Annotated in this window: 21 protein-coding genes and 1 pseudogene; 6 read left to right on the top strand and 16 right to left on the bottom strand. The window is 50.3% G+C overall.

The genetic code is table 11. The features are described from left to right. Positions 1 to 316: 316 nt before the first annotated feature. The gene (gene gmhB, locus BZJ18_RS07580) at positions 317 to 865 is read right to left on the bottom strand and encodes a D-glycero-beta-D-manno-heptose 1,7-bisphosphate 7-phosphatase (RefSeq protein ID WP_077455969.1); all 549 of its coding nucleotides are present in this window, start codon (positions 863 to 865) and stop codon (positions 317 to 319) included. A 124-nt stretch (positions 866 to 989) separates the two neighbouring features. On the opposite strand from gmhB, the gene tsaA reads away from it, so the two are divergent. Both tsaA and BZJ18_RS07570 read left to right on the top strand, forming a co-directional pair. Next, the gene (gene tsaA, locus BZJ18_RS07575) at positions 990 to 1,715 is read left to right on the top strand and encodes a tRNA (N6-threonylcarbamoyladenosine(37)-N6)-methyltransferase TrmO (RefSeq protein WP_077455968.1); all 726 of its coding nucleotides are present in this window, start codon (positions 990 to 992) and stop codon (positions 1,713 to 1,715) included. 46 nt (positions 1,716 to 1,761) lie between these two features. Further along, positions 1,762 to 3,477 (top strand): proline--tRNA ligase, encoded by a 1,716-nt coding sequence (locus BZJ18_RS07570; protein WP_077455967.1) that lies wholly within the window; start codon positions 1,762 to 1,764, stop codon positions 3,475 to 3,477. Between the two features lie 46 nt (positions 3,478 to 3,523). On the opposite strand, the pseudogene BZJ18_RS07565 reads toward BZJ18_RS07570, so the two are convergent. Further along, positions 3,524 to 4,134, bottom strand: a pseudogene (locus tag BZJ18_RS07565) (superoxide dismutase). Positions 4,135 to 4,303: 169 nt separating this feature from the next. Between BZJ18_RS07565 and BZJ18_RS07560 the strand changes: the two are divergent. From BZJ18_RS07560 to BZJ18_RS07545, 4 genes are all read left to right on the top strand, one after another. After that, positions 4,304 to 5,434, top strand: coding sequence for a patatin-like phospholipase family protein (locus BZJ18_RS07560; RefSeq protein ID WP_077455966.1), 1,131 nt, complete (start codon positions 4,304 to 4,306; stop codon positions 5,432 to 5,434). A gap of 118 nt (positions 5,435 to 5,552) precedes the next feature. After that, the gene (locus BZJ18_RS07555) at positions 5,553 to 6,407 is read left to right on the top strand and encodes a GGDEF domain-containing protein (protein WP_069588634.1); all 855 of its coding nucleotides are present in this window, start codon (positions 5,553 to 5,555) and stop codon (positions 6,405 to 6,407) included. A gap of 61 nt (positions 6,408 to 6,468) precedes the next feature. After that, entirely contained in the window at positions 6,469 to 6,672 is a 204-nt protein-coding gene (locus tag BZJ18_RS07550; RefSeq protein WP_069588633.1) for a YaeP family protein, read from the top strand. 1 nt (position 6,673) lies between these two features. Next, entirely contained in the window at positions 6,674 to 6,862 is a 189-nt protein-coding gene (locus BZJ18_RS07545; protein ID WP_077455965.1) for a DUF4250 domain-containing protein, read from the top strand. Positions 6,863 to 6,939: 77 nt separating this feature from the next. Here the strand turns inward: BZJ18_RS07545 and BZJ18_RS07540 are convergent, their stop codons facing one another. From BZJ18_RS07540 to BZJ18_RS07475, 14 genes are all read right to left on the bottom strand, one after another. Continuing rightward, positions 6,940 to 8,289 (bottom strand): sodium-dependent transporter, encoded by a 1,350-nt coding sequence (locus tag BZJ18_RS07540; protein WP_069588629.1) that lies wholly within the window; start codon positions 8,287 to 8,289, stop codon positions 6,940 to 6,942. 123 nt (positions 8,290 to 8,412) lie between these two features. Then, positions 8,413 to 9,729, bottom strand: a complete 1,317-nt coding sequence (gene tilS / locus BZJ18_RS07535; protein WP_108743133.1) for a tRNA lysidine(34) synthetase TilS — start codon at positions 9,727 to 9,729, stop codon at positions 8,413 to 8,415. 100 nt (positions 9,730 to 9,829) lie between these two features. Then, complete coding sequence (gene accA, locus BZJ18_RS07530) at positions 9,830 to 10,789, bottom strand: acetyl-CoA carboxylase carboxyl transferase subunit alpha (RefSeq protein ID WP_077455963.1); 960 nt, start codon at positions 10,787 to 10,789, stop codon at positions 9,830 to 9,832. Between the two features lie 55 nt (positions 10,790 to 10,844). Further along, on the bottom strand, positions 10,845 to 14,324 hold the full coding sequence (dnaE, locus tag BZJ18_RS07525; RefSeq protein WP_077455962.1) for a DNA polymerase III subunit alpha: 3,480 nt from the start codon (positions 14,322 to 14,324) through the stop codon (positions 10,845 to 10,847). Between the two features lie 46 nt (positions 14,325 to 14,370). Continuing rightward, positions 14,371 to 14,970 carry a ribonuclease HII gene (gene rnhB, locus BZJ18_RS07520; RefSeq protein ID WP_077455961.1) on the bottom strand — a complete coding sequence of 200 codons (600 nt, stop codon included), beginning with the start codon at positions 14,968 to 14,970 and terminating at the stop codon, positions 14,371 to 14,373. Next, complete coding sequence (lpxB, locus tag BZJ18_RS07515; RefSeq protein WP_077455960.1) at positions 14,960 to 16,117, bottom strand: lipid-A-disaccharide synthase; 1,158 nt, start codon at positions 16,115 to 16,117, stop codon at positions 14,960 to 14,962. The genes rnhB and lpxB overlap by 11 nt, the downstream gene beginning before the upstream one ends. Beyond that, positions 16,117 to 16,905, bottom strand: a complete 789-nt coding sequence (lpxA, locus tag BZJ18_RS07510; protein ID WP_077455959.1) for an acyl-ACP--UDP-N-acetylglucosamine O-acyltransferase — start codon at positions 16,903 to 16,905, stop codon at positions 16,117 to 16,119. Before lpxA ends, lpxB begins: the two co-directional genes overlap by 1 nt. Before the next feature lie 2 nt (positions 16,906 to 16,907). Next, complete coding sequence (gene fabZ / locus BZJ18_RS07505; RefSeq protein ID WP_069588651.1) at positions 16,908 to 17,360, bottom strand: 3-hydroxyacyl-ACP dehydratase FabZ; 453 nt, start codon at positions 17,358 to 17,360, stop codon at positions 16,908 to 16,910. 84 nt (positions 17,361 to 17,444) lie between these two features. Further along, entirely contained in the window at positions 17,445 to 18,470 is a 1,026-nt protein-coding gene (gene lpxD, locus BZJ18_RS07500; protein WP_077455958.1) for a UDP-3-O-(3-hydroxymyristoyl)glucosamine N-acyltransferase, read from the bottom strand. Between the two features lie 18 nt (positions 18,471 to 18,488). Continuing rightward, positions 18,489 to 18,998: an OmpH family outer membrane protein gene (locus BZJ18_RS07495; protein WP_069588615.1), complete on the bottom strand. Its 510-nt coding sequence runs from the start codon at positions 18,996 to 18,998 to the stop codon at positions 18,489 to 18,491. A gap of 20 nt (positions 18,999 to 19,018) precedes the next feature. Further along, positions 19,019 to 21,457 (bottom strand): outer membrane protein assembly factor BamA, encoded by a 2,439-nt coding sequence (gene bamA, locus BZJ18_RS07490; RefSeq protein WP_077455957.1) that lies wholly within the window; start codon positions 21,455 to 21,457, stop codon positions 19,019 to 19,021. Positions 21,458 to 21,489: 32 nt separating this feature from the next. Continuing rightward, positions 21,490 to 22,845, bottom strand: a complete 1,356-nt coding sequence (gene rseP, locus BZJ18_RS07485; RefSeq protein ID WP_069588612.1) for a sigma E protease regulator RseP — start codon at positions 22,843 to 22,845, stop codon at positions 21,490 to 21,492. Further along, complete coding sequence (ispC, locus tag BZJ18_RS07480; protein WP_077455956.1) at positions 22,842 to 24,038, bottom strand: 1-deoxy-D-xylulose-5-phosphate reductoisomerase; 1,197 nt, start codon at positions 24,036 to 24,038, stop codon at positions 22,842 to 22,844. Before ispC ends, rseP begins: the two co-directional genes overlap by 4 nt. 18 nt (positions 24,039 to 24,056) lie before the next feature. Then, positions 24,057 to 24,908: a phosphatidate cytidylyltransferase gene (locus tag BZJ18_RS07475; RefSeq protein WP_077455955.1), complete on the bottom strand. Its 852-nt coding sequence runs from the start codon at positions 24,906 to 24,908 to the stop codon at positions 24,057 to 24,059. Positions 24,909 to 24,920 lie beyond the last annotated feature (12 nt).

The following is a 24,920-nucleotide window of genomic DNA, read 5'->3' as shown; positions in this document are numbered from 1 at the left end:
TGGTCACTCAGTTCATCGAATAAATCTTTTTGTCTATTCTCAACGAGTGCCCACACAGATTGCATAGGTCAAATTGTTAAAGAGCGTCGCTCAATCTTGAGCGGGAGTGGCATTTTACGCCACCGAGGCAGTGAGTCAAGCTTTTTGTTTACTTGGCTTTGCTGCCGTTTGTTAGCGCGGTTTGCCGTGCCAACGAGGAGCGAATTATAGGGTGATAAATTTAAGTCGCAAGTCTTTTTTTCAACGAAATTAACCGTTAGAACAAATTATCACCAAAAAGGTACAAAAGTGTGATTCTGATAGGCTCGCGTGTGAATTAGCTCAATGTACTCGGAACATCTGCGATGGAATCCACCACGCAGGTTGCTAACGATTCCCCTTCCTCGGTCACAGGCTTTCCTGATCTCACGAGAATACGGGTAGCCACACCGGCAGCTTGTGCAGCCTTCATGTCATCAGCTTTATCACCGACCATCACCGAGCGTGACATATCAATATCGAGCTCCTGCTGAGCCTCAATCAACATACCCGGCTTGGGTTTGCGACAATCGCAATCAATCCGATACTCACCGACCCCTTCACTGGCATGGTGTGGGCAGTAATAAATACCGTCAAAGTCCACGCCCTTGTCAGCAAAGTTCCAATCCATCCATTCCGTTAGCTGCAAAAAGTCTTGCTCAGAGTAATAACCACGGGCGATACCGGCTTGGTTGGTCACCAGCACTAATAAATACCCTTTTTCTTTTAGGGCGCGGCATGCGTCGAACACACCGTCGATATACTCAAAATTATCGATATCCGCCACATAGCCGTGGTCGACATTGACCACACCATCGCGATCAATAAAAACAGCGGGAAAACTCACTCACAATTCCTCATTCAGTGTCAGGCGATAATTATGACATGCTGCGTGGTTGCTTGCATCTTTGCATACTCAATGAAACTCGCGTGTTAAGATTAGCGTGCGTCTATTAACCGAACTTCACCCTATGCAAGATACTTTCTCTATCTCTCCTGTTGGCACTTTGATTTCTCCGTTTAAAGAAAAGTTTGCTGTGCCGCGACAACCGGGCCTAGCGCCTAGTGCCTTGGCATATATTGAATTGCGCGGTGACGCGAATCAGCTTGATGCGGTAAGAGGCATTGAGCAGTTTTCCCACCTTTGGTTACTATTCTTGTTCGATCGTAATTTAGATAAAGGTTGGTCCCCGACAGTTCGTCCCCCGCGTTTGGGTGGAAACGAGCGAGTCGGCGTCTTTGCCAGTCGTGCGACCTTTCGTCCCAATGGTATCGGCATGTCGGCGGTAGAGCTGGTTCGCGTTGAATCTACTCCGGGCCAAGTCCGGTTAGTCGTACGGGGGTGCGATCTTGTCAATCGAACGCCAATTATCGATATCAAACCTTATATCCCCTACTCTGATTGTCTTGATAGTGCTCAGGGCGGGTTTGCTCAGCAAAAGCCTGACTTGATGCCAGTGCATTTTTCCAACCCCGCCCTCGCGACACTCTCTCAACATCCTGAGGGCACATACCAACGCCAAGTGATTGAAGAGGTGCTCGCACAAGACCCTCGCCCTGCCTATAAAAAGGGCAAGCCAGATGCTAAGCACTATGCCGTCCACCTGTTCGATTTCAATGTGCGTTTCACGGTGTCTGACGACCAGATTCACGTTGAGACCATAGAAGCTTTTGTCGAAACTCCCCCGCGCTGTTAATATGCCCTACTTATTATTGATCGCTAATATCAACGGATAACTTTAAATGCGTACCAGTCAATATCTGCTTTCTACTTTGAAAGAAACCCCTAGCGACGCAGAAATTGTCAGCCACCAGCTGATGCTGCGCGCAGGTATGATTCGTAAACTTGCTTCAGGTCTATACACTTGGCTGCCGACCGGTGTACGAGTGCTACAAAAAGTTGAGCGCATTGTACGGGAAGAAATGAACAAGTCAGGCGCTGTCGAGACGCTTATGCCAGTGGTACAGCCTGCAGATCTATGGCAAGAAACAGGACGCTGGGAAAAGTTTGGTCCAGAACTGCTTCGCATCGCGGATCGTCACGAACGTCCCTTTGTACTTGGACCCACGCATGAAGAAGTGATTACTAACTTGGTGCGCAACGAGATTAACTCGTATAAGCAACTGCCGATCAATCTGTATCAGATTCAAACCAAATTCCGTGATGAAGTGCGTCCGCGTTTTGGCGTGATGCGTTCACGTGAATTTATCATGAAAGATGCATATAGCTTTGATATCGATAAAGCGGGTATGGAGCAAAGTTACGAGAAAATGCGTGCCGCCTACTGCGCCATTTTTGATCGTATGGGCCTTGATTACCGCGCGGTATTGGCAGACACAGGAGCGATTGGTGGCTCCGCGTCACATGAGTTCCACGTACTTGCTGGTAGCGGAGAAGACCTGATTGCTTTCTCCACCGAGTCCGAYTACGCCGCCAACATCGAAAAGGCAGAAGCACTCGCGCCTAAAGATCAGGCTGAGGCGCCAACCCAAGCGATGGAATTAGTCGACACGCCAAATGCAAAAACCATTGCCGAGTTGGTGGAGCAATTTAAGTTGCCGATCGAAAAAACCGTCAAGACCTTGTTTGTTAAGGCCTCTGATGAAGTAGACGCCGACCTGATCGCGCTGATTATCCGCGGCGACCATGAACTCAACGAAGTGAAGGCAGAAAATCTTCCTGAAGTTGCAGCGCCATTAACCTTTGCGACAGAAGAAGAAATTCGCGCCTTAGTCGGTGCCGGTCCCGGTTCACTAGGTCCGGTCAATCTTCCTGCGCCGTTTATTGTCGATCGCAGCGTCGCGGTAATGAATGATTTCGGCGCCGGTGCCAACATTGACGACAAACACTACTTTGGCATCAACTGGGGCCGTGACGTTAAACTTGGCCAAGTTGCCGATTTGCGTAATGTGGTTGAAGGCGATCCTAGCCCATGTGGCAAAGGCACCTTGATGTTTAAGCGCGGTATTGAAGTTGGCCATATTTTCCAGTTGGGTAACAACTACTCGGAGAAAATGGGCGCAGGCGTCCTCGGCCAAGATGGCAAAAATACAACCCTAGAAATGGGCTGTTATGGTATTGGTGTGACACGTGTAGTTGCCGCTGCGATTGAACAAAACCATGATGAAAATGGCATCATTTGGCCAGACGCGATTGCACCGTTTACCGTTGCGATTGTGCCGATGAATATGCACAAGTCTGAGCGTGTCCGTGAAGCGGCTGAAAAGCTTTACGCTGATCTTACTGCTGCCGGTATCGAGGTACTCTTTGATGATCGTAAAGAACGTCCTGGGGTAATGTTCTCAGACATTGAGCTAGTGGGTGTGCCGCATACCATCGTAATCGGTGAGCGCAGCATGGATAATGGCGTATTTGAATATAAGCATCGCCGCGACGGTGAGAAAGTGCCGTTCGCTATCGACGACGCCTTGTCGTTTATCCAAGTAAAACTGGCTTAAGCCTTATCGTCTAAAGAGTAAATGCCCCGCGTTGCGGGGCATTTTTTTAACCGATCGCTTGCTGGTACGCTTTTTCAGCAAATGACCAATTCACCACCTTCCACCACGCGTTCACGTAGTCAGGACGTTTGTTCTGGTAGTTAAGATAATAAGCGTGTTCCCATACATCACACCCTAAAATCGGTTCACCTTTGACCTCTGCAATATCCATCAATGGATTGTCTTGATTAGCCGTTGAGGTGATCGCAAGCTGGCCATCCTCTTTCACCACCAGCCACGCAAAACCTGAACCAAACTGACCAATTGCCGCCTGACTAAAAACCTCTTTAAATGCATCAAGCGAGCCGAAGGTCTCGACAATCGCATCGTAGAGTGCGCCTTCTGGCGCAGGCTTAGGATTCGGCGTCATCGATTGCCAGTAAATCAGGTGGTTATAGTATCCCCCCCATGATTACGAATCGCTGCTGGCAGCGACGAGATATCTCGAAACAAATCCTCAACCGGCTCACCATCGCGGTCTGTCTCTTTTATCGCAGCCACGAATTTATCGAAATAGGTTTTGTGGTGACGCTGGTGATGAATGCGCATGGTCGCCTCATCAATATGCGGTTCGAGAGCATCATAGGCATAGGGTAAATCGGGAAACGAATAAGTCATCTTGTCACTCCATCGATTAATTGACCTCCTCACCATAGATCGAACTGATAATGATTTTCAACCTCATTATCTATAATAAAAAAGAAACGGACGTTGTGATGACTAACGCGCGACAGGGCGCGTGAAGTAACTATAATCAAGCTGTTAGCCTTTTAACGTCGTCGGTTATATGTCTACACACAAGCCTAAAATCGCTCTCGTTCTGACTGGTGGTGGTGCGCGTGCGGCCTATCAAGTCGGTGTATTGGCTGCCATTGCTGAATGGTACCCTCGCGTTCACACCAGTCCATTTACGATATATTCCGGCACATCTGCCGGAGCAATCAATGCGGTGTCTCTGGCTAGCTATGCGTCATCTTTTCGACTTGGCGTCAAAAAGTTGTCATGGCTGTGGCATCGGCTCGATACATCGCGTATTTTTGCCAGTCAGCCTTTTGGGCTGCTAAGTCACCTCGCTAGCCAAACAGGACAGCGCTTTCAGTCACGCTATCAACCCACTTCACCTTTTGGCCTGTTAAATAATCGCCCATTGCGTGAATTGCTAAATCAAACCATTAATTTTAATAAGTTAAACTATCAGTTACTGTCCGGTCACCTTCATGGCCTATCGGTGACCGCTTCCAACTATCAAACCGGCCAATCGGTCAGTTTTTTTCAAGGTGATGCCAGTATTTCGCCATGGGAGCGGGCACGAGCTGTCGGCCGACGCAGTCAACTCTCGACAGAGCATTTACTGGCCTCTTCAGCCATTCCCTTCGTGTTCCCTGCCTCACGCATTGGCCATGAGTTTTATGGGGATGGTGCGATTCACCAAATCGCCCCTTTGCGACCGGCGATTAAAATGGGGGCGGAGCGGATCCTCATTTTGGATTTAACCACAGGTATTCGCACTGCTGGCAATATCGACCCGTCAGCGCCAGGGCTCGCGATGCTGGGTGGTCACCTGATGAACGCAATATTTGCTGATACCTTGTCGGCCGACTTAGAAAACTTGCAGCGCATGAACCAAATTCACCTTGCCCTGAACGACGCGCAGCGCCACCAGCTAGGATTAAGAAAAGTGAATGTCCTACACCTGCGTCCATCGGTCCCTTTCGAGCCCGTAGCCAAGCGTTTTTATCGCCATATGCCCTTTGCCGCACGTGCCCTGTTAAGGCTTTTAGGCATCAATGCCTCACAAGATGCTACCTTTGCCAGTTATTTATTGTTCGAGCCGGCATATCTTCGCCAGTTAATTGACATCGGCTACCAAGACGCACAGAATCACAGATCCCAAATCCTCTCCTTGTTGATAGAATAGTCATCCAAAAAGAACGAGATAGATCGCAGCCAAACGACGTCTCTTCACCTTGATAATAGGCTGGCATGGATTCTGCTTATTCAGCATGACCCACAAATCAGATAGCTGTTGATTATTAATGACTGCCTCGCACTTAAAGCAATTCACACACTCTGGCATCGCCCCGCGTAAAGTTCCGCTGGGTGCTGATCAGCGTTTGTTGTTGCTACAAAAACTGCAAGGACACCTCGATATCAAGGTATTGTTTGAGGTGTATGCACGAGAGGTAGAAAAGCAGATTGATATTGGTCGTATCATTTGGGAGCACGACGAAATCTCAAACATTATCCGTCGGGGTGAGCAACATACTTTCCGCCAAACCTTCGCGATTAAATTTAATAAGCAACCATTAGGGGTGCTGCAGTACTCCACTCCGTATAAACTTGATCCGGATGAAATTAGCCTGTTACACACCTACCATAAGTTGCTTGCCGGTCCGCTGACCAATGCGGTTGAATATACCCGTGTAAAGAACATGGCACTGCTGGATGGATTAACCGGACTGCACAACCGAACCAGCTTTGAGCAGGATTTGCAGCACGCGGTTGCAGTTTGTGAGCGGCAAAATATTGGCTTGGTCATGATGATGTTCGATATGGATAACTTTAAACAAGTCAATGATAACTATGGCCACCTAGACGGTGATAAAGTGCTTCGACGTTTTTCGCTGCTGGTCAAAGAGGCCGTGCGTGGTAGCGACCGCTGTTATCGCTTAGGCGGTGACGAATTCGCGGTCTTGCTACAGCCCGCCGGTGATGATTCAGTCGCCAATGTCACCCATAGAGTCAAACATCTGGTCACCAATGACCGATTACTCAGCGCGCACGATATCAGCGCCTCGGTTGGCTATGCCCAATATCGTAAAGGCGATAACAGCGTTTCGCTTTATGAGCGTGCCGATCAGAGCATGTATCGCCAAAAACGCGCTCGCTAACCCTTTTCTCAACGCCTCTCCTTTCGCTATAGTGCGTGCAGTACTATTGAGGAGATCCATTATGAAAGTTGCAGATTGCTGTGAACTCATCCGCCAGCGCTATGCCGAGATTGGCAGTGGCGAACAAGGCTACATTCCTGCCGCTATCAGCTGCGCGCTGAAAGCATTAAATGATGTCGCAAGTGACGAGAGTGTTTCGCCAGCTCGTCGTGAACAAGCCGCATTTGCTGCTGCCAATTTATTGATTAGCGATCACGAGGATTAAGATGGATTTGAAAAACTATGCCTCGATGGATCCTGTCATGCTCATGAGCATTATTAACATGAAGCTACGTGATGAGTTTGCCAGTTTAGAGGACTTAGTACGTTACTATGATATCGACCGCGAGACCTTGTGTACGCGCTTAGCGGATGCTGGCTTTACGTATTTAGAAGACGCCAAACAGTTCCGTTAACTCATCTCGCCTTGCCTGTTAAGCGGCGATAAAAAAGCGGACCGATGTCCGCTTTTTTTAGTGTCATCAATTGGCCTTTAGCCAAGTGAGACCCACAACACTGTGGCTACCAACACAGGGCAAACAAACTTCACATACACAGGCCAGATTTTCCAGAACAGACTCTGCTCAATATCATCATAACCTTCGCGCAATGCCGCTAGCTTGCGATCACGCGACCAAATCCAACCACCAAATAGACAGAAAAGTAGCGCCGCAAAGGGTTGGAAATATTGGGTCGCCACCTTCGCAACTAAGCCAAATAGCGCACCGAAGTTAAACACAATCACCGCACTGCAGAGCGCAATCACTCCCCCTAACACCCAGCTGGTGATTTTCCGGCTTGAGCCCAAGCGCTCACTGGCCAGCGCTACAGGACACTCCAGCATAGAAATCGAGGATGTCAGGGCCGCGATGGTCATCAGCAAAAAGAAGACGAGAGACACATACGGGCCTGCCGCGCCTAAACTTTCAAATAATAAAGGCAACACAGTAAACACCAAAGTATCGGCACTGAGCAAACTGCCGTCTTGCGCGTAAATCTCAACACCTTGATGCATGGCAACAAACATCGCTGGCAACACCACTAGCCCGGCAATCACCGCCACTGCGGTATCGACCAAAGTGACACTCAGTGCCATTTTCGGCAGGTTTTCTTTGTGGCTAAGGTACGAGCCATAAATCAGCATGGAGCACCCGCCAATCGTCAGAGAGAAGAAGCCCTGTCCCATGGCTGCTAATAGCAAATCTTTGTCCATCACTTTGCTAAAGTCGGGGATCAGGTAGTGCTTTAAGCCTTCTGTCGCACCGGGTAGCGTCATGATATAGACAAACATCGCAGCAAAGAGGACAAACAGCGCGGGCATGAGACGGGTTGACCAACGCTCAATCCCCTGCTTAACCCCCGCCTGTACGATCACAATGGTGAGCACATAAAACACCACCGCCCCAAAGAGATTACGTGATGCTGAGAAGCCTTTTAACCAAGCGGATGCGTCTGAAAACTGGAAAATGTCTGCCACTGCAGCCAATAAAAAAGAGACTAACCATCCGCCTACAATGCTGTAAAACGCCAAAACCATACAAGGTACAGCCAAGCCAATCAGCCCCACGCCACTGCCAAAACGCTTCAGAAGAGGGTTATCACTCAGCGCACGCATGCTGTCCAACGGGTTAGCGCGGCCATGACGACCAATCGCCATCTCCACCACCAACATGGGAAAGGCAACGAGTAAGATCATCAGTAAGTAGACCAATAAAAAAGCGCCGCCCCCGTTGCTCGCCGCCTGCGTTGGGAACCCCCAAATATTGCCTAGTCCCACAGCCGCGCCGGCTGCAGCAAGGACAAAGCCTATTCGGGTGCCAAATAATTCACGACTCGATGCCATTACTTCTTTACCTCAATGTATCATTATACTAGTACATTAAGTAATTCGGACAAATTTAGCAAGTGTCGTTTATCTGACTGGTGGTTTTATGAGCAGGCAGATAATTGGCGGGTAAGGGATAAGTTAAGCAGTATTTTCCCGCTCCCAGACTAAACGCCATACCTTCCCGACCGCTGATTGACTCACAAAGCAATCCGCCACGGCGATTACACCACGCTCGTCGCAAAGGATTGGCAAGCGACGCCGCTGCCAACTTGGAATACCGTATTCTTGATAAAGCTTCTTGAGTTTACGACGGCCTTGCCGCCCGGCAGGAYGGGCGCTTAACCCGCTGGGATTAAACTGCACCGATAGCCAAGACTGTGGCAAAGGACCTAATGCCAATCCTTGCGCGCGCTCTGTATAAGGAAGAAGCACCAAACGCCCTAATCCATCCGGCAAATGTAATGGCGATTGTGGCGTCAGTTTACCTTGCCATGCAGTGACATCCGCGGAGTCAGCAATAAGATACAAACGCTGCTGATAACGACGAATGCTCTTTCCATCAACCGACAGTTGCGGGTTAGCATCCGCTCTTGCCTGCACCACATCCTGGATCAGCGTATTAAGCTGGGCCTGAGTTAAAATCAGATCATGGTACTTCAACCAGTGTCGTAACATCGCTCGACACAGAGCAAGATCCGTAAGAGGGAGATGTGCCAAAGACAAACTGTTGTCCGTATCGATGGCGTTTTCGACCAAAGGGGCGACAAATGTTGCTAAGAGTGCCGCTTGCTCTTGGCATAATTGCTGCGTGCGTTGCACGGCAGTGCGAAACCCCGGCCAACGCGCGTCAGCTTCTGGGAGCCATTGTTGACGGATAAAATTACGATCAAAGTGTGTATCTTGGTTGCTCGGGTCTTCCACCCATGCCAACCCTTTTTGACGCGCGTAGTGATGCAATTGCGCCCGTGACGCTGCCAACAAAGRACGGACTAAGAGCCCTTTGCCGAGTTTTCTCACAGTGGGCATTCCCGCCAATCCTTCCAGACCACTTCCTCGCTTCAATGCCAAAAAGAAGGTCTCGACTTGATCATCGCTGTGTTGCGCGGTAAGAACGATTCCATGGGGTTGGAGTAACCCTTGAAAGGCTTGATAGCGTGCCTCTCTAGCTGCATGCTCTGTGCTTAACTCTGGGTCGAGAGTGACATGTTTTAGGATGAAGGAAAAACCCGCTTGCTCCGCCCAAACCTGACATTGTGCCGCCCACTTATCGGCATCGGCCTGCAAACCATGATGAACATGACACACGGAATAGTCGTGCTGCGGATGCTGGTCGCGATAACTGGCCAATAGATCCAGCAGCACCCGAGAGTCTAATCCCCCGCTCAGGGCTAAAAGAATTTGTCGTGGCTGAGCCGTTAACGGCGCCAGCGTGTCTGTCAGGTATTGGGTGAGCATAAGCATCTGTCATTGGGAGTCTGCGCCTATTGTTGCTGGCGCGTAGCAAAAAGAAAAGGGCCATTAGGCCCTTTCATTGTGCTCGATTGCCGAGTGGCAATTAGCAGTAACCATAACTGAGCAAACGCTGATATCGGCGGTCGCGTAGGCTTTCAGTATCCAATGCTTCCAAATCAGCGAGCTGGCTAATCAAGGTTTGTTTAATGCTTTGTGCCGTCGCTTTCATATCGCGATGCGCACCACCTAGAGGCTCTTCAATCACAGCATCAATCAAGCCCAGCTCTTTCAAGCGTGGCGCAGTCATAACCATTGCGTCTGCCGCTTGTGGTGCTTTGGCCGAATCACGCCACAAAATAGAGGCGCAGCCTTCGGGCGAAATCACTGAGTATGTTGAATACTGGAGCATATTGACGTAGTCACCAACACCGATCGCCAAGGCACCGCCTGAGCCGCCTTCACCAACCACATTACAGATCACCGGCACGGTCAGGCCCGCCATTTCCTTCAAGTTACGTGCAATGGCTTCTGACTGACCACGCTCTTCTGCCCCCACGCCTGGGTAAGCACCGGCAGTATCAATAAAAGTGATCACTGGCATGTTGAATCGCTCTGYCATTTTCATCAAGCGTAATGCTTTGCGATATCCTTCAGGCTTTGGCATACCAAAATTACGCTTTACCTTCTCGTTGGTATCACGGCCTTTTTGGTGACCGATGACCATCACTGGACGCCCTTCTAAGCGCGCAATACCGCCTACTAGGGCTTTGTCATCCGCATAGGCGCGATCGCCCGCCAGCTCGTCAAATTCGTGAAAGATAAGATCGACATAATCATAGGTGTAAGGACGTTGAGGGTGGCGCGCCAGTTGTGCCACTTGCCATGCCCCTAAATCACCAAAGATCTTGCGCGTAAGCTCAAGACTCTTGGTTTCCAGTTGTTCAATTTCCTTATCAAGATTAACCGCATCTTCTCCGCCACGCTTGGAGACAGCGCGAAGGGCTTCAATTTTAGCTTCTAGCTCTGCGATCGGTTGTTCGAATTCTAAAAAGTTAAGACTCATACCAAGAGAATCCTATTGGTCACCGCCGGTGTACGCGATGCGTCACCAGCTAAGCTTAGTTAAACTCTAATTCGACCTGCTCGTCGCCAAGCAAGCCTTTTAAATTATCGATCAGTTCATCCGCGGGGGTAATTCGCCACTCCGCCCCTAAACGTAACCGCGCCCGTGCATCACGGCGCTGGTAATAAAGATTCACTGGCACAGTCCCTGAACGGTACGGTGCCAACGTATCATGAAACCGTTCAAAAAACGGGGCATCAATTTGCTCTTCCATGATAGAGATGCCCAAACAGCGCGCATATTTTTCTCGCGCTTGACTGATGTCCATGATTTCACGGGCCGTCATTTTAAGCCCACCATTGAAGTCATCAAAGCTGACCTGTCCTGAGACCACCAGAATTCTGTCTTTCTCCACCAGATCGAGATATTTGTCGAGTACGTCAGAAAAAAGCATCACTTCCATACGACCCGATCGATCATCGAGGGTTAAGATCCCAAGACGAGAACCGCGCTTAGTGGTCATGACACGCGCCGCAATTACAAGACCGGCGACCGTAGACACCACATCACGCTTAGTGGCATGCGCGTCTTCCAATCGCCATGTCACATAGTGTTTAAGCTCTTTACGATAGCTATTGATGGGATGGCCGGTCAAATACAGCCCTAGGGTTTCTCGCTCCCCTTCCAGCCACACTTTATCTGGCCAAGGTGCCACATTCGCGTAGGCGTGCTCGACCTCTTCCGGTGCATCCGTGAGAACACCAAACATATCGGTTTGTCCGTAAGACTCGGCTTGATGATGCTGACTGGCCGCGCGAATAGCATCATCGAGTGATGCCATCATTGCCGCACGATGAGGGCCAAGCCTATCCATGGCGCCTGCGCGAATCAAGCGTTCAATCACACGCTTATTGACTTTTTTGGTATCAATGCGCGCACAGAAATCAAATAAGTCACGGAAGTAGCCATCTTGCTCTCGCGCCGCAACAATATTGTCGATCGGCCCTTCACCCACCCCTTTAATCGCGCCAATACCGTAGACAATCTCCCCTTTGTCATTGACGGTAAAGCGGTGCAAACCCGCGTTCACATCTGGGGGGAGCACCGTTAGTTTCATGCGACGGCACTCTTCCACCAGTCCGACAACTTTATCGGTGTTATCCATATCCGCGGTCATAACGGCGGCCATGAATTCAGCCGGATAATGCGCCTTTAACCACAGTGTTTGATAAGAGACCAAGGCATAAGCGGCGGAGTGTGATTTGTTGAAACCATAACCGGCAAACTTTTCCACCAAGTCAAAGATACGCATGGCAAGTTCGCCATCAATCCCGTTTGCGATCGCGCCTTTTTCAAAGATGTCGCGCTGCTTGGCCATTTCTTCGGGTTTTTTCTTACCCATCGCACGACGCAGCAAATCAGCGCCACCAAGCGTATACCCGGCTAAGATCTGGGCAATTTGCATCACCTGCTCTTGATACAAGATGATGCCGTAGGTAGGTTCAAGGGTCTCTTGCAGTGACTCATGCTGCCACTTCTCATCGGGATAAGAGACTTGTTCTCGTCCGTGTTTACGGTCGATAAAGTTATCCACCATCCCTGATTGCAATGGACCTGGGCGGAACAGAGCCACCAGTGCGATCATGTCTTCAAAACAGTCCGGTTGGAGGCGCTTGATCAGCTCTTTCATGCCCCGCGATTCCAGCTGGAACACTGCAGTCGTCTCAGCCTTACGTAGCATCTCGAATGATGCTAGGTCCGCCATCGGAATCGCCGCGATATCGATAGGATCTTTGCCTTGCGCTTGTAAGCGAGGGTTAATCATTCCCAGCGCCCAGTCGATAATGGTCAGCGTACGCAGCCCCAAGAAGTCAAACTTCACAAGACCGGCCGTTTCAACATCGTTTTTATCAAACTGGGTGACAGGGTGATGCCCTTCACTGTCACAATATAGCGGTGCAAAGTCCGTAATCGTCGTCGGTGAAATCACCACCCCGCCCGCGTGCTTACCCGCGTTACGTGTCACCCCTTCGAGCATGCGGGCCATGTCGATCAACGCTTTGACTTCTTCGTCTGCGTTATAAACCTCAACCAACTGCGGTTCAGCTTCAAACGCCTTTGCCAGCGTCATGCCCGGGTCGGGCGGTACCAATTTAGAAATACGGTCAACAAAGCCATAAGGGTGACCCAATACACGACCCACGTCTCGGATCACCGCTTTGGCCGCCATGGTACCGAAAGTAATGATCTGGGATACCGCATCCCGGCCGTACATTTCGGCCACGTGATCGATGACCAAATCACGCTTATCCATGCAAAAGTCGACATCGAAGTCGGGCATGGAAACCCGCTCTGGGTTCAAGAAGCGCTCAAAAAGCAGATCGAACTCTAGCGGATCCAAATCTGTGATTTTAAGGGCGTACGCAACCAAGGAGCCGGCCCCTGAGCCCCGTCCGGGTCCCACCGGAATATCGTTATCTTTTGACCATTGGATAAACTCCATCACGATCAAAAAGTAACCAGGGAAGCCCATTTGGTTAATCACACCGAGTTCACGGTCAAGGCGCTCGTCGTATTCAGGTCGCTTGAGGGCGCGCTCTTTCTCATCGGGGAAAAGAAACGCCAATCGCTCTTCTAGACCTTCTTTGGAGCGTTTGACCAAGTACTGATCAATCTCCATCCCTTCGGTTGGGAAGTTCGGCAGGAAGTACTCATTAAGTCTGACCGGCACATTACAGCGCTTGGCAATTTCCACGCTATTTGCCAATGCTTCTGGGATATCCGCAAAGAGCTCGCACATCTCTTGCTCGGTGCGCAGATATTGCTCGGCACTGTAGTTTTTCGGGCGACGTGGGTCGTCTAACGTATAACCATCATGGATGGCCACACGGATCTCGTGGGCGTCAAACTCGTCGGGCGAGATAAAGCACACTTCGTTCGTCGCCACCACAGGCAGGTCGTGCTCGGTGGCAAAATCGACCGCAAAGTGTAGGTACACTTCTTCATCCTGACGTCCAGTGCGAACGAGCTCCATGTAATAAGCATTGGGAAAATGGGCTTGATAAAAACGGGCGCACTCTTCAGCAAGCGCCTTATTGCCTTTCAGTAAGGCTTTGCCCAAGTCTCCTCGGCAACCGCCAGATAATACAATCAACCCGTCAGCGTGTTCTACCAGCCACTCTTGGTCGATCACTGGCGTATGTTGAACATGGCCGCGCAAGTAAGCTTTGGAAATCAGTAAAGTGAGGTTTTTATACCCCGCTTTATCCGCGGCAAGAAGGGTCAGCTGGCATAATTCATCGCCAAACGCCTCCGACTGCACCTTAAAATCGGCACCAATGATAGGTTTCACACCCACATTATTCGCGGTGTTATAGAACTTTACCAACCCACAAAGGTTGCTAAAGTCTGTCAAGGCCATCGCAGGCATGCCCATTTCGGCCACTTTCTTAACCAGTGGCGGGACTTTGGACAACCCATCGACCATGGAGAAATCACTGTGAATACGTAAATGGACGAAACGTGGCTCAGACATAAAACTCGTTACTATCTAGGGATTGGAAATGATAAAGCGCCGTCACTTACGCTAAACCAAGGGCGCGTTTAACCGGTTTAAAGCTTTTTCTGTGCATTGGTAAAGCGCCATGCTCACTCAATGCGGCCATATGCGCCTTGGTAGGATAGCCTTTGTGCTGGGCAAATCCATAGGCCGGATAGGCGATGTCCAACTCAGCCATTTCTCTATCACGGTCTACTTTCGCCAAGATCGACGCCGCACTGATCTCGGCGACGCGCAAGTCGCCTTTCACCACTGCTTGCGCCGGCATCGGGAGCGAGGGAACACGATTACCATCAATCAATGCGTAGTCGGGAGTCACGGCAAGGCCTGCAATAGCGCGTTGCATCGCGACCATGGTGGCCTGAAGAATATTTAAGCGATCAATTTCTTCGGGCTCTGCGCGCCCTAACGACCACGCCAAGGCTTTGGCTTTGATTTCATCGTACAACGCGAGACGTTTTTTCTCACTCAGCTTTTTTGAATCGGTGAGCCCTTCAATCGGTTGATTCGGATCGAGGATAACAGCCGCCGTGACAACCGCGCCCACCAAAGGACCTCGCCCAACTTCATCCACGCCAGCAATCAAGCGTGCGTCAGGGTATACAAATGCCTCATCTGTCATGATTTTTTACTAACTCTAATACTGCGGAGGCTGCAGAGGCATCCGCATCTTTACGAATGGTTTGATGCAGCTGTGTAAAAGTCTCAAGCAAGGCTTGGTTATCGCCATCCAACATCCGTGAAACAGCTGCTGCCAGCGCCTCAGGCTCGCACTCTTCTTGCAATAACTCGGGCACCAAAGGGGCATCGGCGAGGATATTGGGCAAAGACACATAGCGCGTTTTGAGCAAACGCCGTGCTAGCCACGCAGTCAAAGGCTTCACTTTATAGCCTACAACCATGGGACGCTTCAGTAACATACACTCAAGGGCAACGGTACCAGAGGCCAGCAACACCGCATCAGAAGCACTGATCACTTGTCTTGCCGTATCATTCACCAAGGTAAATGACAATTCCGGCGCATGGGTTTGCCACGCCTGCTCGAATTGTGCACGGCGTGCGTCATTCACCAAGGCGACCACAAAGCCGAGATAAGGATACTGCTGTGAAAGACGCTGGCAGGTTTGCAAAAATGGCGGCGCCAACATTGCCATCTCACTCCCACGACTTCCCGGTAAGACGGCTAACCAACGTTTGTTGGTATCCAGCCCCAACGCTTGTTGTGCCTCGCGCTGATCGACTTGCATGGGAATGCTATCAGCCATGGTGTGGCCGACAAACGCGCAAGGGACGTTGAACTTATCGTAAAACGCTTTTTCGAAGGGTAAAAACGCCAAGACAAGATCGGTCGCGGCCGCAATTTTAAAAATACGCTTTTGACGCCATGCCCAGACCGAGGGACTGACATAGTGAACCGTTTTAATGCCGGCCTGTTTTAACGATGCTTCGAGACGTAAGTTGAAATCAGGCGCATCAATACCGATAAACACATCGGGGGGATGGGTAGTGAAGTGTTTGACGAGGCTCGCTTTAACCTTCAGCAAACGGGGCAAACGGCCGAGCACTTCAACCAGCCCCATTACAGCAAGCTCTTCCATATCAAATAGGCTCTGGCAGCCTTGCGCAATCATGCGCGGCCCACCAATACCGACAAATTCTACATTGCCGTATTGGGCCTTAATTGCCTTGATAAGGCCTTCACCTAAAACATCGCCGGAGATTTCTCCGGCGACAATTCCCACTCGTAATGGACGTTCGCTGGGCAACATTAACGAATGATGCCTCGTGTTGAACGTTCAAAGAAATCAACAAACAGGGCCAAGGCAGGATCGTCCTCGACCTGGCTAGCCAACGCCTGTTTGACCTCTTCAAGGGTTTTACCGGAACGATACATGTTCTTGTAAACCGCACGAATTGCACGAATCGATGCTTTCTCGAATCCGCGACGCTTCAATCCTTCCACGTTAATGCCGAAAGGCGCGCAGTGGTTCCCCTGAGCCATCACATAGGGGGGGACATCTTGGACCACAATAGAACCGCCCCCCAACATCGCATGGCTACCCACCACACAGAATTGGTGAATCGCAGACATGCCGCCCACAATGACGTAATCGTCGATGTGTACATGACCGGCTAGGGTCGCATTGTTGGCAAAAATACAGTGATTTCCGATCACACAATCGTGTGCCACGTGGGCGTTGATCATTAATAGGTTATCATTGCCAACTTTAGTCTCACCTTTGTCTTGTACCGTACCACGGTGCATGGTGACACTTTCACGAATGGTGTTGCGATCGCCAATTTCTAGCGTCGTGGGCTCACCCGCATATTTCAGGTCTTGGCACGCTTCACCGATCGATGCGAATTGATAGATGCGGTTATCTTGGCCGATACGCGTAGGACCTTTAATCACGACATGCGTCATGACTTCGGTACCCGCACCAATCTCGACACCTTCTCCGATAAAAGAAAATGCGCCAATCTTAACGTTTTCTCCCAATGTCACCCCGTCTTCTACAACGGCGGTCGGGTGGATATAGGCAGTTTCGTGGATCACAATTAGATCTCTCTTCTTGCGCACTTCAGTTCCGCCGAGCAGACAACGTCTCCGTCTACTTTCGCTACTCCGGTAAAGGCAGCAATTCCTCGGCGCTCTTTAATAAACTCCACCTCGAGGACCAGTTGGTCTCCCGGTGTGACAGGACGGCGGAATTTCGCGTTATCAACGCTTGCAAAATAGTATAGCTCGTTGTCTTTTGGCTTCCCGAATGTCTTAAATGCCAGCAAGCCAGTGGCTTGCGCCATTGATTCAAGGATCAATACGCCAGGAAACACAGGCAACTGAGGAAAGTGGCCGGTAAATTGAGGCTCATTCACGGTAATATTTTTTATCGCGTGAAGGTATTGGCCTTCTTCATAATCGGTAACGCGATCGATCAACAAAAACGGATAGCGATGTGGTAGCAGCTCTTTGATTTCGTTGATGTGTAACACTTTGTTTTCGCGAGTCAAGGTAGTATTCCCGTTCAAATCCAATACTGACTTCTTTAACGCAAAACGGCCCGCGTTTTTGAGGCGGGCCTGCAATCTGTTGCGTTAAGCTTGGTTATCGAGCTGTTTTTCGAGCTCTTTTAGCCGCTTGTGCATCTCGTCAATCTTGAGCACACGCGCGGCTGTTTTCCGCCACTCGCGGTTGGGCTGTAACGGAATGCCGGACGAGTACATGCCCGGCTCAGTAATCGGTCGCATTACCATCGCCATACCTGTGATGGTAACGTTGTCTGTGATTTCCATATGGCCATTAAAAACACTGGCGCCGCCGATGATGCAGTGCTTACCTACTTTTAGGCTGCCTGCCATCACAGTTGCACCAGCCACTGCCGTGTTTTCGCCGATCGATACATTATGCGCAATCTGACACTGGTTGTCGATAATCACGCCATCAGCAATGCAGGTATCGTCCAATGCACCACGGTCAATGGTCGTACACGCACCAATTTCGACCCGATCACCAATCACAACACGACCTAGCTGCGGGATCTTAATCCACTTACCTTTTTCATTCGCGTAGCCAAAGCCATCCGCGCCGATTACGGTTCCCGCCTGTACCAAGCAGTCCTCACCTAAAACCACATCATGGTAAATGGTGACATTGGCCCAAAGTTTGGTTCGTGCACCCAGTTTGGCGCCTTTACCGACAAAACAGCCCGCACCAATCTGCACGCCATCACCAATTAARGTTCCGGACTCGACCACCGCGTTAGGACCAATCGCCACGCCTTCACCCAGAATGGCATCTTCGGCAACGACCGCCGTCGGCGCAATGTCAGTGGCACAAGCAGGTGTGGTATCTAAAATTTGGGCCACTTTGGCATAAGCCACATAAGGGTCAGCAACCACCAAGGCATTGCCTTGGCAGTATGACACGTCCACTTCTTTTAGCATCACCGCACTGGCACGGCACTGCGCCAGGTGTTTGCGGTATTTCGGGCTCGATAAGAAGGTGATTTGCCCTTCTCTCGCTGAATTCATCCCTGCTAGCGAGGTTATTGTTACAGCACCGTCTCCGTGGAGCTGAGCGTCCAGTTTTTCCGCTAATTCAGCGAGAGTAATCGAAACCATGGGCTCCTCGATTGTTTGTTATTTTACTGCATTAATGACTTTTTCAGAGAGATCGTCGCCAGGGTTAGCGTACAAGATGGCATTGGCATCCAATACAATGTCGTAACCTTCTTGCTCAGCCACTTGATCGATGGCGGTTTTTAGCTTTTTGACCAGTTTAGACTCTTCTTGGCCACCACGCTTGCGTTGATCTTCCTGTAACGCTTTTACTTTTAATTTGTAGTCCGACTCCATCGATTGGAGTTCACGCTGCAGTTTGATGCGCTCATCTTCGCTCATCAGCTCGCCGTTGCGTTTCAGCTTTTCAACCCCTTCTGAGAGCTTTTCTTTCATGCGCTCAATTTCCGCTACACGGTCTTTGAATTCAGCACGCAGCTTTTCGTTAAGGTTGTTTTTTTGAGCCAGCTGAGACATCACCGCCCCAGTCGATACGTAGCCCACTTTCTGTGCAGCATCAGCCGCTGATGCGTACATGGACGTGGTCAGAATTGCGACACTAAGTCCCGCTGCTTTCAAAAATGATTTCACAATAGTCTCCTTTCTGATGATCAGAATGTGCGCCCGATAGTGAAGGTAAAGAACTCTTCATCATCGCCAGGCTGGCTTGTAATAGGTTTTGCAATTGAAAATACCAAAGGTGCCATCGGTGACATCCACTGTAGGGCTACCCCGTAAGAGGCACTGATATTGGATGGATCTGAGTAATCTTTCGTGCCAGCGGGATAACCATTTGCTACCAGTTCACTACTGTCAAACTCGGTGTCCCACACTGAGGCGGCGTCCACAAAGACACTGGTACGAATTTGCTGACGCGCTTCGTCAGAGGCAAACGGAGTGGGCACAATCAGCTCTAAGCTACCTTGTGCGATGGCGTTACCACCCACTGCATCACTCGAACCATAGCTACCTTCGCTATACTCTTTATCTCCGTCCGGCTGAACAGAACCGCCACTTTCTTTGTCTTTGTAAATGGCTTTGGGTCCAACAGTGTTCGAGCGGAAACCACGCAAGGTCGAGAAGCCACCTGCGTAATAGTTTTCATAAAACGGCAACATATGATCTTGGCCATTGATCTGGCCATAGCCATTGCCGTAACCAAGGCGACCGCGCATCAAAAGCGTGAACTCATGCTCTTGAGTTAACGGCACATACTGACGGATATCATATTGCATTTTAAAATACTGGACGTCAGAGCCCGGCACTGTCATTCGGTAGGAAGCACGTTGATAGTTACCTGCCGTAGGGAAATAACCACGGTTGAGGTTATTACGGGTCCATGAAACGGATAAATCAAAGTCATCAACTTCCAAACCACCATTGCTAGTTTGATGATCCTTGTGACGCTCCATAAACTTGTCAATTTGGTAATACTTACCGATGTTTTCAATTTTGTTGTGGGTATAGCCCAACCCAAAATCAATTGAGTTCAGTTCATCGGTCCAAAAGCCCCACGTCAGTTTCGACCCATAACTTTTATTTGTGTACTCGACGATGTTCGCGTCTCGCGCCTCAAACTCGTTATAGAACACCTTGCCCCCGAGGCTAACACCATCGAGGGTAAAGTAGGGGTCACGATACTCAAGCGTCAGGTTCTTACGGTAATCGTTAACCATGGCATTAATACCAAAGCGATTACCGGTGCCGGCAAAGTTATCTTGCTGCAGGCCCAGCTGTAAGCTCGCTCCTGATTCGGTACCATAGCCGATACCAAAGTTGATGCTGCCCGAGTTGGCTTCTTTTACCTTATAATTCACATCGACCTGATCGTCGGTGCCAGGAACCCGCTTAGTGTCTACTTCAGCACTTTGGAAAAAACCGGTTCGGTTGAGACGCTCTTTACCACGACTCACGGCTTTAGCATTAAGCCAAGTGCCTTCAAGTTGACGCATCTCACGGCGCAGCACTTCATCCTTGGTGGTGGTATTACCGGTAAAGCGAATGTTTCGGACATAAATACGTTTGCCCGGCTCAACGTTGACCGTCAGCGATACTTGCTGATTCTCATCATCAAACGTCGGCAAGGTACTCACTTTCGGGTAGGCAAAGCCGGTTTCACCGAGGTGGCGTTTAATCGCCTCTTCCAACGCTGTGACCTTGTCCCCGTTATAGGTATCACCTCGGGTAAAGTTCACTAGCGAGCGGTAGATCTCCTCATTCTCAGGATCGCCACGGAAGCTTAGATCCGCCACTTGATAGGGCTTACCTTCGTTAACATTTAAGGTGATGTATACACCTTTTTTATCCGGAGAAATCGCCACTTGGGTCGACTCAACGCGGAACTTCAAATAGCCGCGATTTAGGTAGTAGCTGCGTAGCTTTTCCAAGTCACCCGCCAGCACTTGCTTTTGGTATTTCTCGTTAGCCAAGAAGTTCCACCAAGGAACATCAACACGCAAGTCGAAATTATCGCGCAGCTCTTCATCACTGAAGACTTGGTTGCCCACAAAATTAATCTGCTCGATTTTTGCAGAAACACCTTCGGTGAAGACAAATTTCAGATCCGCACGGTTACGTGGTAAGGGTGTGACCACGGCTTTCACCGATGCACTGTATTTTCCCACGCTGTAGTAGAAATCTTCTAAGCCTTTTTCAATCTTGCTGAGCTTGGTGCGGTCTAACGCCTCACCTACACGCAACCCTGATGCGGTCAGGTTTTCTTTCAGTTGCTCTTCTTTGATGGCTTTGTTGCCTGAAAACGAAATGCTGGCAATGGTTGGGCGCTCGATCACTTTCACTAAGAGTGCATCATCATCACGATAAACCCGCACATCCTCAAAGTTACCCGACGCAAACAGAGCATTGATGACATCCGCGACATCGCTATCATCCACCTTGTCTCCAACACGCACCGGCATAGAGAGCAATGCTGCCCCTAAACTAACTCGCTGTAGGCCCTCAAAGCGGATATCGCTGACTTGGAATGTATCCGCATGCGCCACACTGCTACTGACTAAAAGAGACGCTATTAATAGTTTTTTCATCGCCATGTGCTTCTGACTTATCCTTGAATACTAACCGTTTAAAGTCGGGCGAAGTCGTTAAACAATGCCACTGCCATTACCATCATCAACACGGCAGCGCCGATGCGATACCCAAAGTCTTGTACGCGCTCTGGTACAGGCCGGCGTGTTACCGCTTCAATACCAAAGAACAATAAATGCCCACCGTCTAAGACCGGTAGAGGTAGCAAATTGATAATGCCGAGGTTAACGCTGATCAGCGCCATAAACCCTAAAAATGAGATCAATCCGATCTCAGCTGTCATCCCTGCGCCTTTGGCGATAGAAATCGGCCCGCTCAGGTTATTGACGCCCACATCCCCAACAATCAGCTTTTTCACCATATTGACGGTGAGGCTGATAACCTGTCCGGTTTTACTGACTGCCTCAGGGATTGCTGCCAGCGGCCCATATTGCTGCGTAAAACGATAAGCCTCCGGCCAAGGTGCCATTTGCGGCGCAATACCTGCGTACCCAGTAACCTTGCCATTACTTTCACGCGCATCCGGTGTCAGGTTCAACACCTGCTCACGCCCGGCGCGCGTCACCGTCACCTGCAGCGGTTGATTCGGGCTTGCCTGTACCGCCTCAACCAGTTCAGACCACGCTTGTAATCTGTTGCCATCAATCGCCACTAAGGTGTCACCAGACGCAATACCAGCCTTCGCAGCGGCACTGCCCTCCACCACCTGAGCCACATCGAGTGTAATCGCAGGACGGTAAGGGGTGATCCCTAAGGTTGTCAGCGGAGACTCAGTCTCTGGATTAAACTGCCACGCGGTTAAATCCAATCTGTAGTCCCGGCTATAACTGGATGCCACATCGGGCTTTGCTGTCATGGTCATCTGCTCATCACCGATATGGTTGATGAGTGAGAAATTAACAGCCTGCCAATCTGCGGTTTCGACGCCCGAAATATGGGTAAGTTCCATACCCGGTTCAATTCCGGCCTCTGCAGCGATGGAGTTGGGGGTTATTTGACCAATGACGGGTTTAACCGCTGGGATCCCCATCATGAAAATCAACCAATAGGCGACCACCGCAAAAAGAAAATTGGCAATAGGCCCTGCGGCGACAATTGCACTGCGTTGCCACAGCGGTTGATTATTGAATGCACGTGGTTTGTCATGCTCAGCGACAGCCTCAATACGTTCGTCGAGCATTTTGACATAACCACCTAACGGAATGGCGGCAATGACATACTCGGTATCGTCTTTGCCCCGCCAGCGCCATAGTGCGCGCCCAAAACCAATCGAAAAACGCTCAACTTTTACGCCACAGCGGCGCGCGACCCAAAAGTGTCCATACTCATGAATAGCCACCAACACACCGAGAGCGACAATAAATGACGCTGCGTTCCATAGAAATGCACTCATTTTGCAACCTTAGCAATGTGCTCCTTAGCCGTAATTCGCGCCATTCTATCCAGCTCCAGCAGGCAATCCAAGCTTGATGGCGAGCGAAGTGTGCTTTGTGATAACACCGCCTCATTAATCCGTGCGATGTCCATAAAGCCTATCTGGCCTTTTAAGAAGGCATCCACCGCCTGTTCATTGGCGGCATTGAGTGTCGTTGTCGCCGCCTGCCCCTGCTGGCACGCCTCAATCGCCAAAGACAAGCAAGGATAACGACGGGCATCCGGTGCCATAAAGGTAAATTCGCCAATTTGGGTAAAGTCGAGCGGTGCAACCGACGTCGTCACACGTGATGGATACGCCATCGCATGGGCGATAGGCGTGCACATATCAGGGGTGCCTAATTGGGCGAGTACCGAACCATCGCTCATTTGCACCATCGAGTGAATAACCGATTGGGGATGAATCACAACCTCGAGCTGATCGGCACGTGCATTAAATAACCAGCGTGCTTCAATATACTCCAAGCCTTTATTCATCATGGTGGCGGAATCAACGGAGATTTTTGGTCCCATCGACCAATTGGGATGAGCAACTGCTTCCGCTACGCTCACGGTATGCAAGGTCTCAGGTTCACGATAACGGAAAGGCCCCCCTGAGCCTGTGAGCAAGATTTTGCTCACGCCAGCAGCACTCAGATCGCAGCGGCCAGGGTTAGCTTGTACAACCTGCGGTAAGCACTGGAAGATCGCATTGTGCTCACTATCGATAGGTAATAGCTCTGCCCCATATTGATAAACTGCATCAATAAAGAATTGCCCTGACATCACCAAGGCCTCTTTATTGGCAAGCAAAACGCGCTTACCCGCTTTCACCGCAGCCATGGTCGGCATCAAGCCTGCCGCCCCCACCACGGCTGCCATCACCATATCCACCTCAGCCAAAGATGCGAGCGTGCACAAACCTTGCTCACCGGCCAACACTTCTGTGTTAAGCCCTTTCGTTTTCAGCGCTTGCGCCAATTCCAATGCAGCGTTCTCATCGGCCATGGCCGCAAAACGCGGCCGCCAATGCAAGCACAGGCGAGTCATCTTTTCCACATTGGTATTGGCCGCCAGTGCGGTCACTTCGAACTGTTGAGGGTTAGCCTCAACCACAGAAAGCGTACTGGTTCCGATCGAGCCAGTGGCACCTAATACAGTGATTTTTTGCATGTGATACGCTCGTTTTACTTAATTCGCAAACGCGAAATACAGCACGGTAAAAACGGGAAATGCAGCGGTCAAACTGTCAATTCGATCCAAAATACCGCCGTGGCCAGGTAATAAATTCCCACTGTCTTTCACGCCAGAGACACGCTTAAACATGCTCTCTGCCAAATCGCCCAGCACCGATGCTAACGCTGTGACCACAGCGATACAAAGCAGCGCGCCCACGCTCGCAAAGTGAATATCGAGAAGCTGCGCACCGGCCCATGTCACGGCAACGGCGGCCACGAGCCCACCAAGCAAGCCTTCCAGGGTTTTATTGGGGCTCACCGCCGGCGCCATTTTATGTTTACCGAACGCTTTACCGGCAAAGTAGGCACCGCTATCCGCACACCACACCAACACAAACACCAGAAGCACCAGTTTCGCACCGTAATAGGTGGAAAACTGATAGTCTGCGGCGCGTAAAATCAACACGCTCCACATAAAGGGCAATAAGGTCAAAAGACCGAATAGCTGGCGCAGTAAGCGACTGTGCGTCCAAAGCGCTCCGGATTTTGGAAAGGCTAAGACCAACCCGGTGGCAAACAACCACCATGCTGCCCCCGCCGCGGCTACCGAAAAGGGCGCCACCGCTAAGTGGCTCAGCGCATAGGCACTAAAAGGGAGACTATAAATGGATAGCGCCAATGCCGCGGCTGGAACGATAAAGGTGAGCCATCTTGAAGAGCTGGACACAAACTGTGTCCACTCCCAATGCCCGAGAAGCGTCACAGCCGCAATCACCGCAACAAACGCGGAAAAAGGCAAATAAAAAACAGCGGCGACCACCAAAGGGACTAACAAGGCCGCGGTTAAAACACGTTGTTTGAGCAAACTGATTCCTCG

This window comes from Salinivibrio sp. IB872 (assembly GCF_001995345.1).
Taxonomy (GTDB): Bacteria; Pseudomonadota; Gammaproteobacteria; order Enterobacterales; family Vibrionaceae; genus Salinivibrio; species Salinivibrio proteolyticus.
The sequence above is the reverse complement of the archived record's forward strand: the minus strand, read 5'-3'. Positions and strand labels throughout refer to the sequence as shown.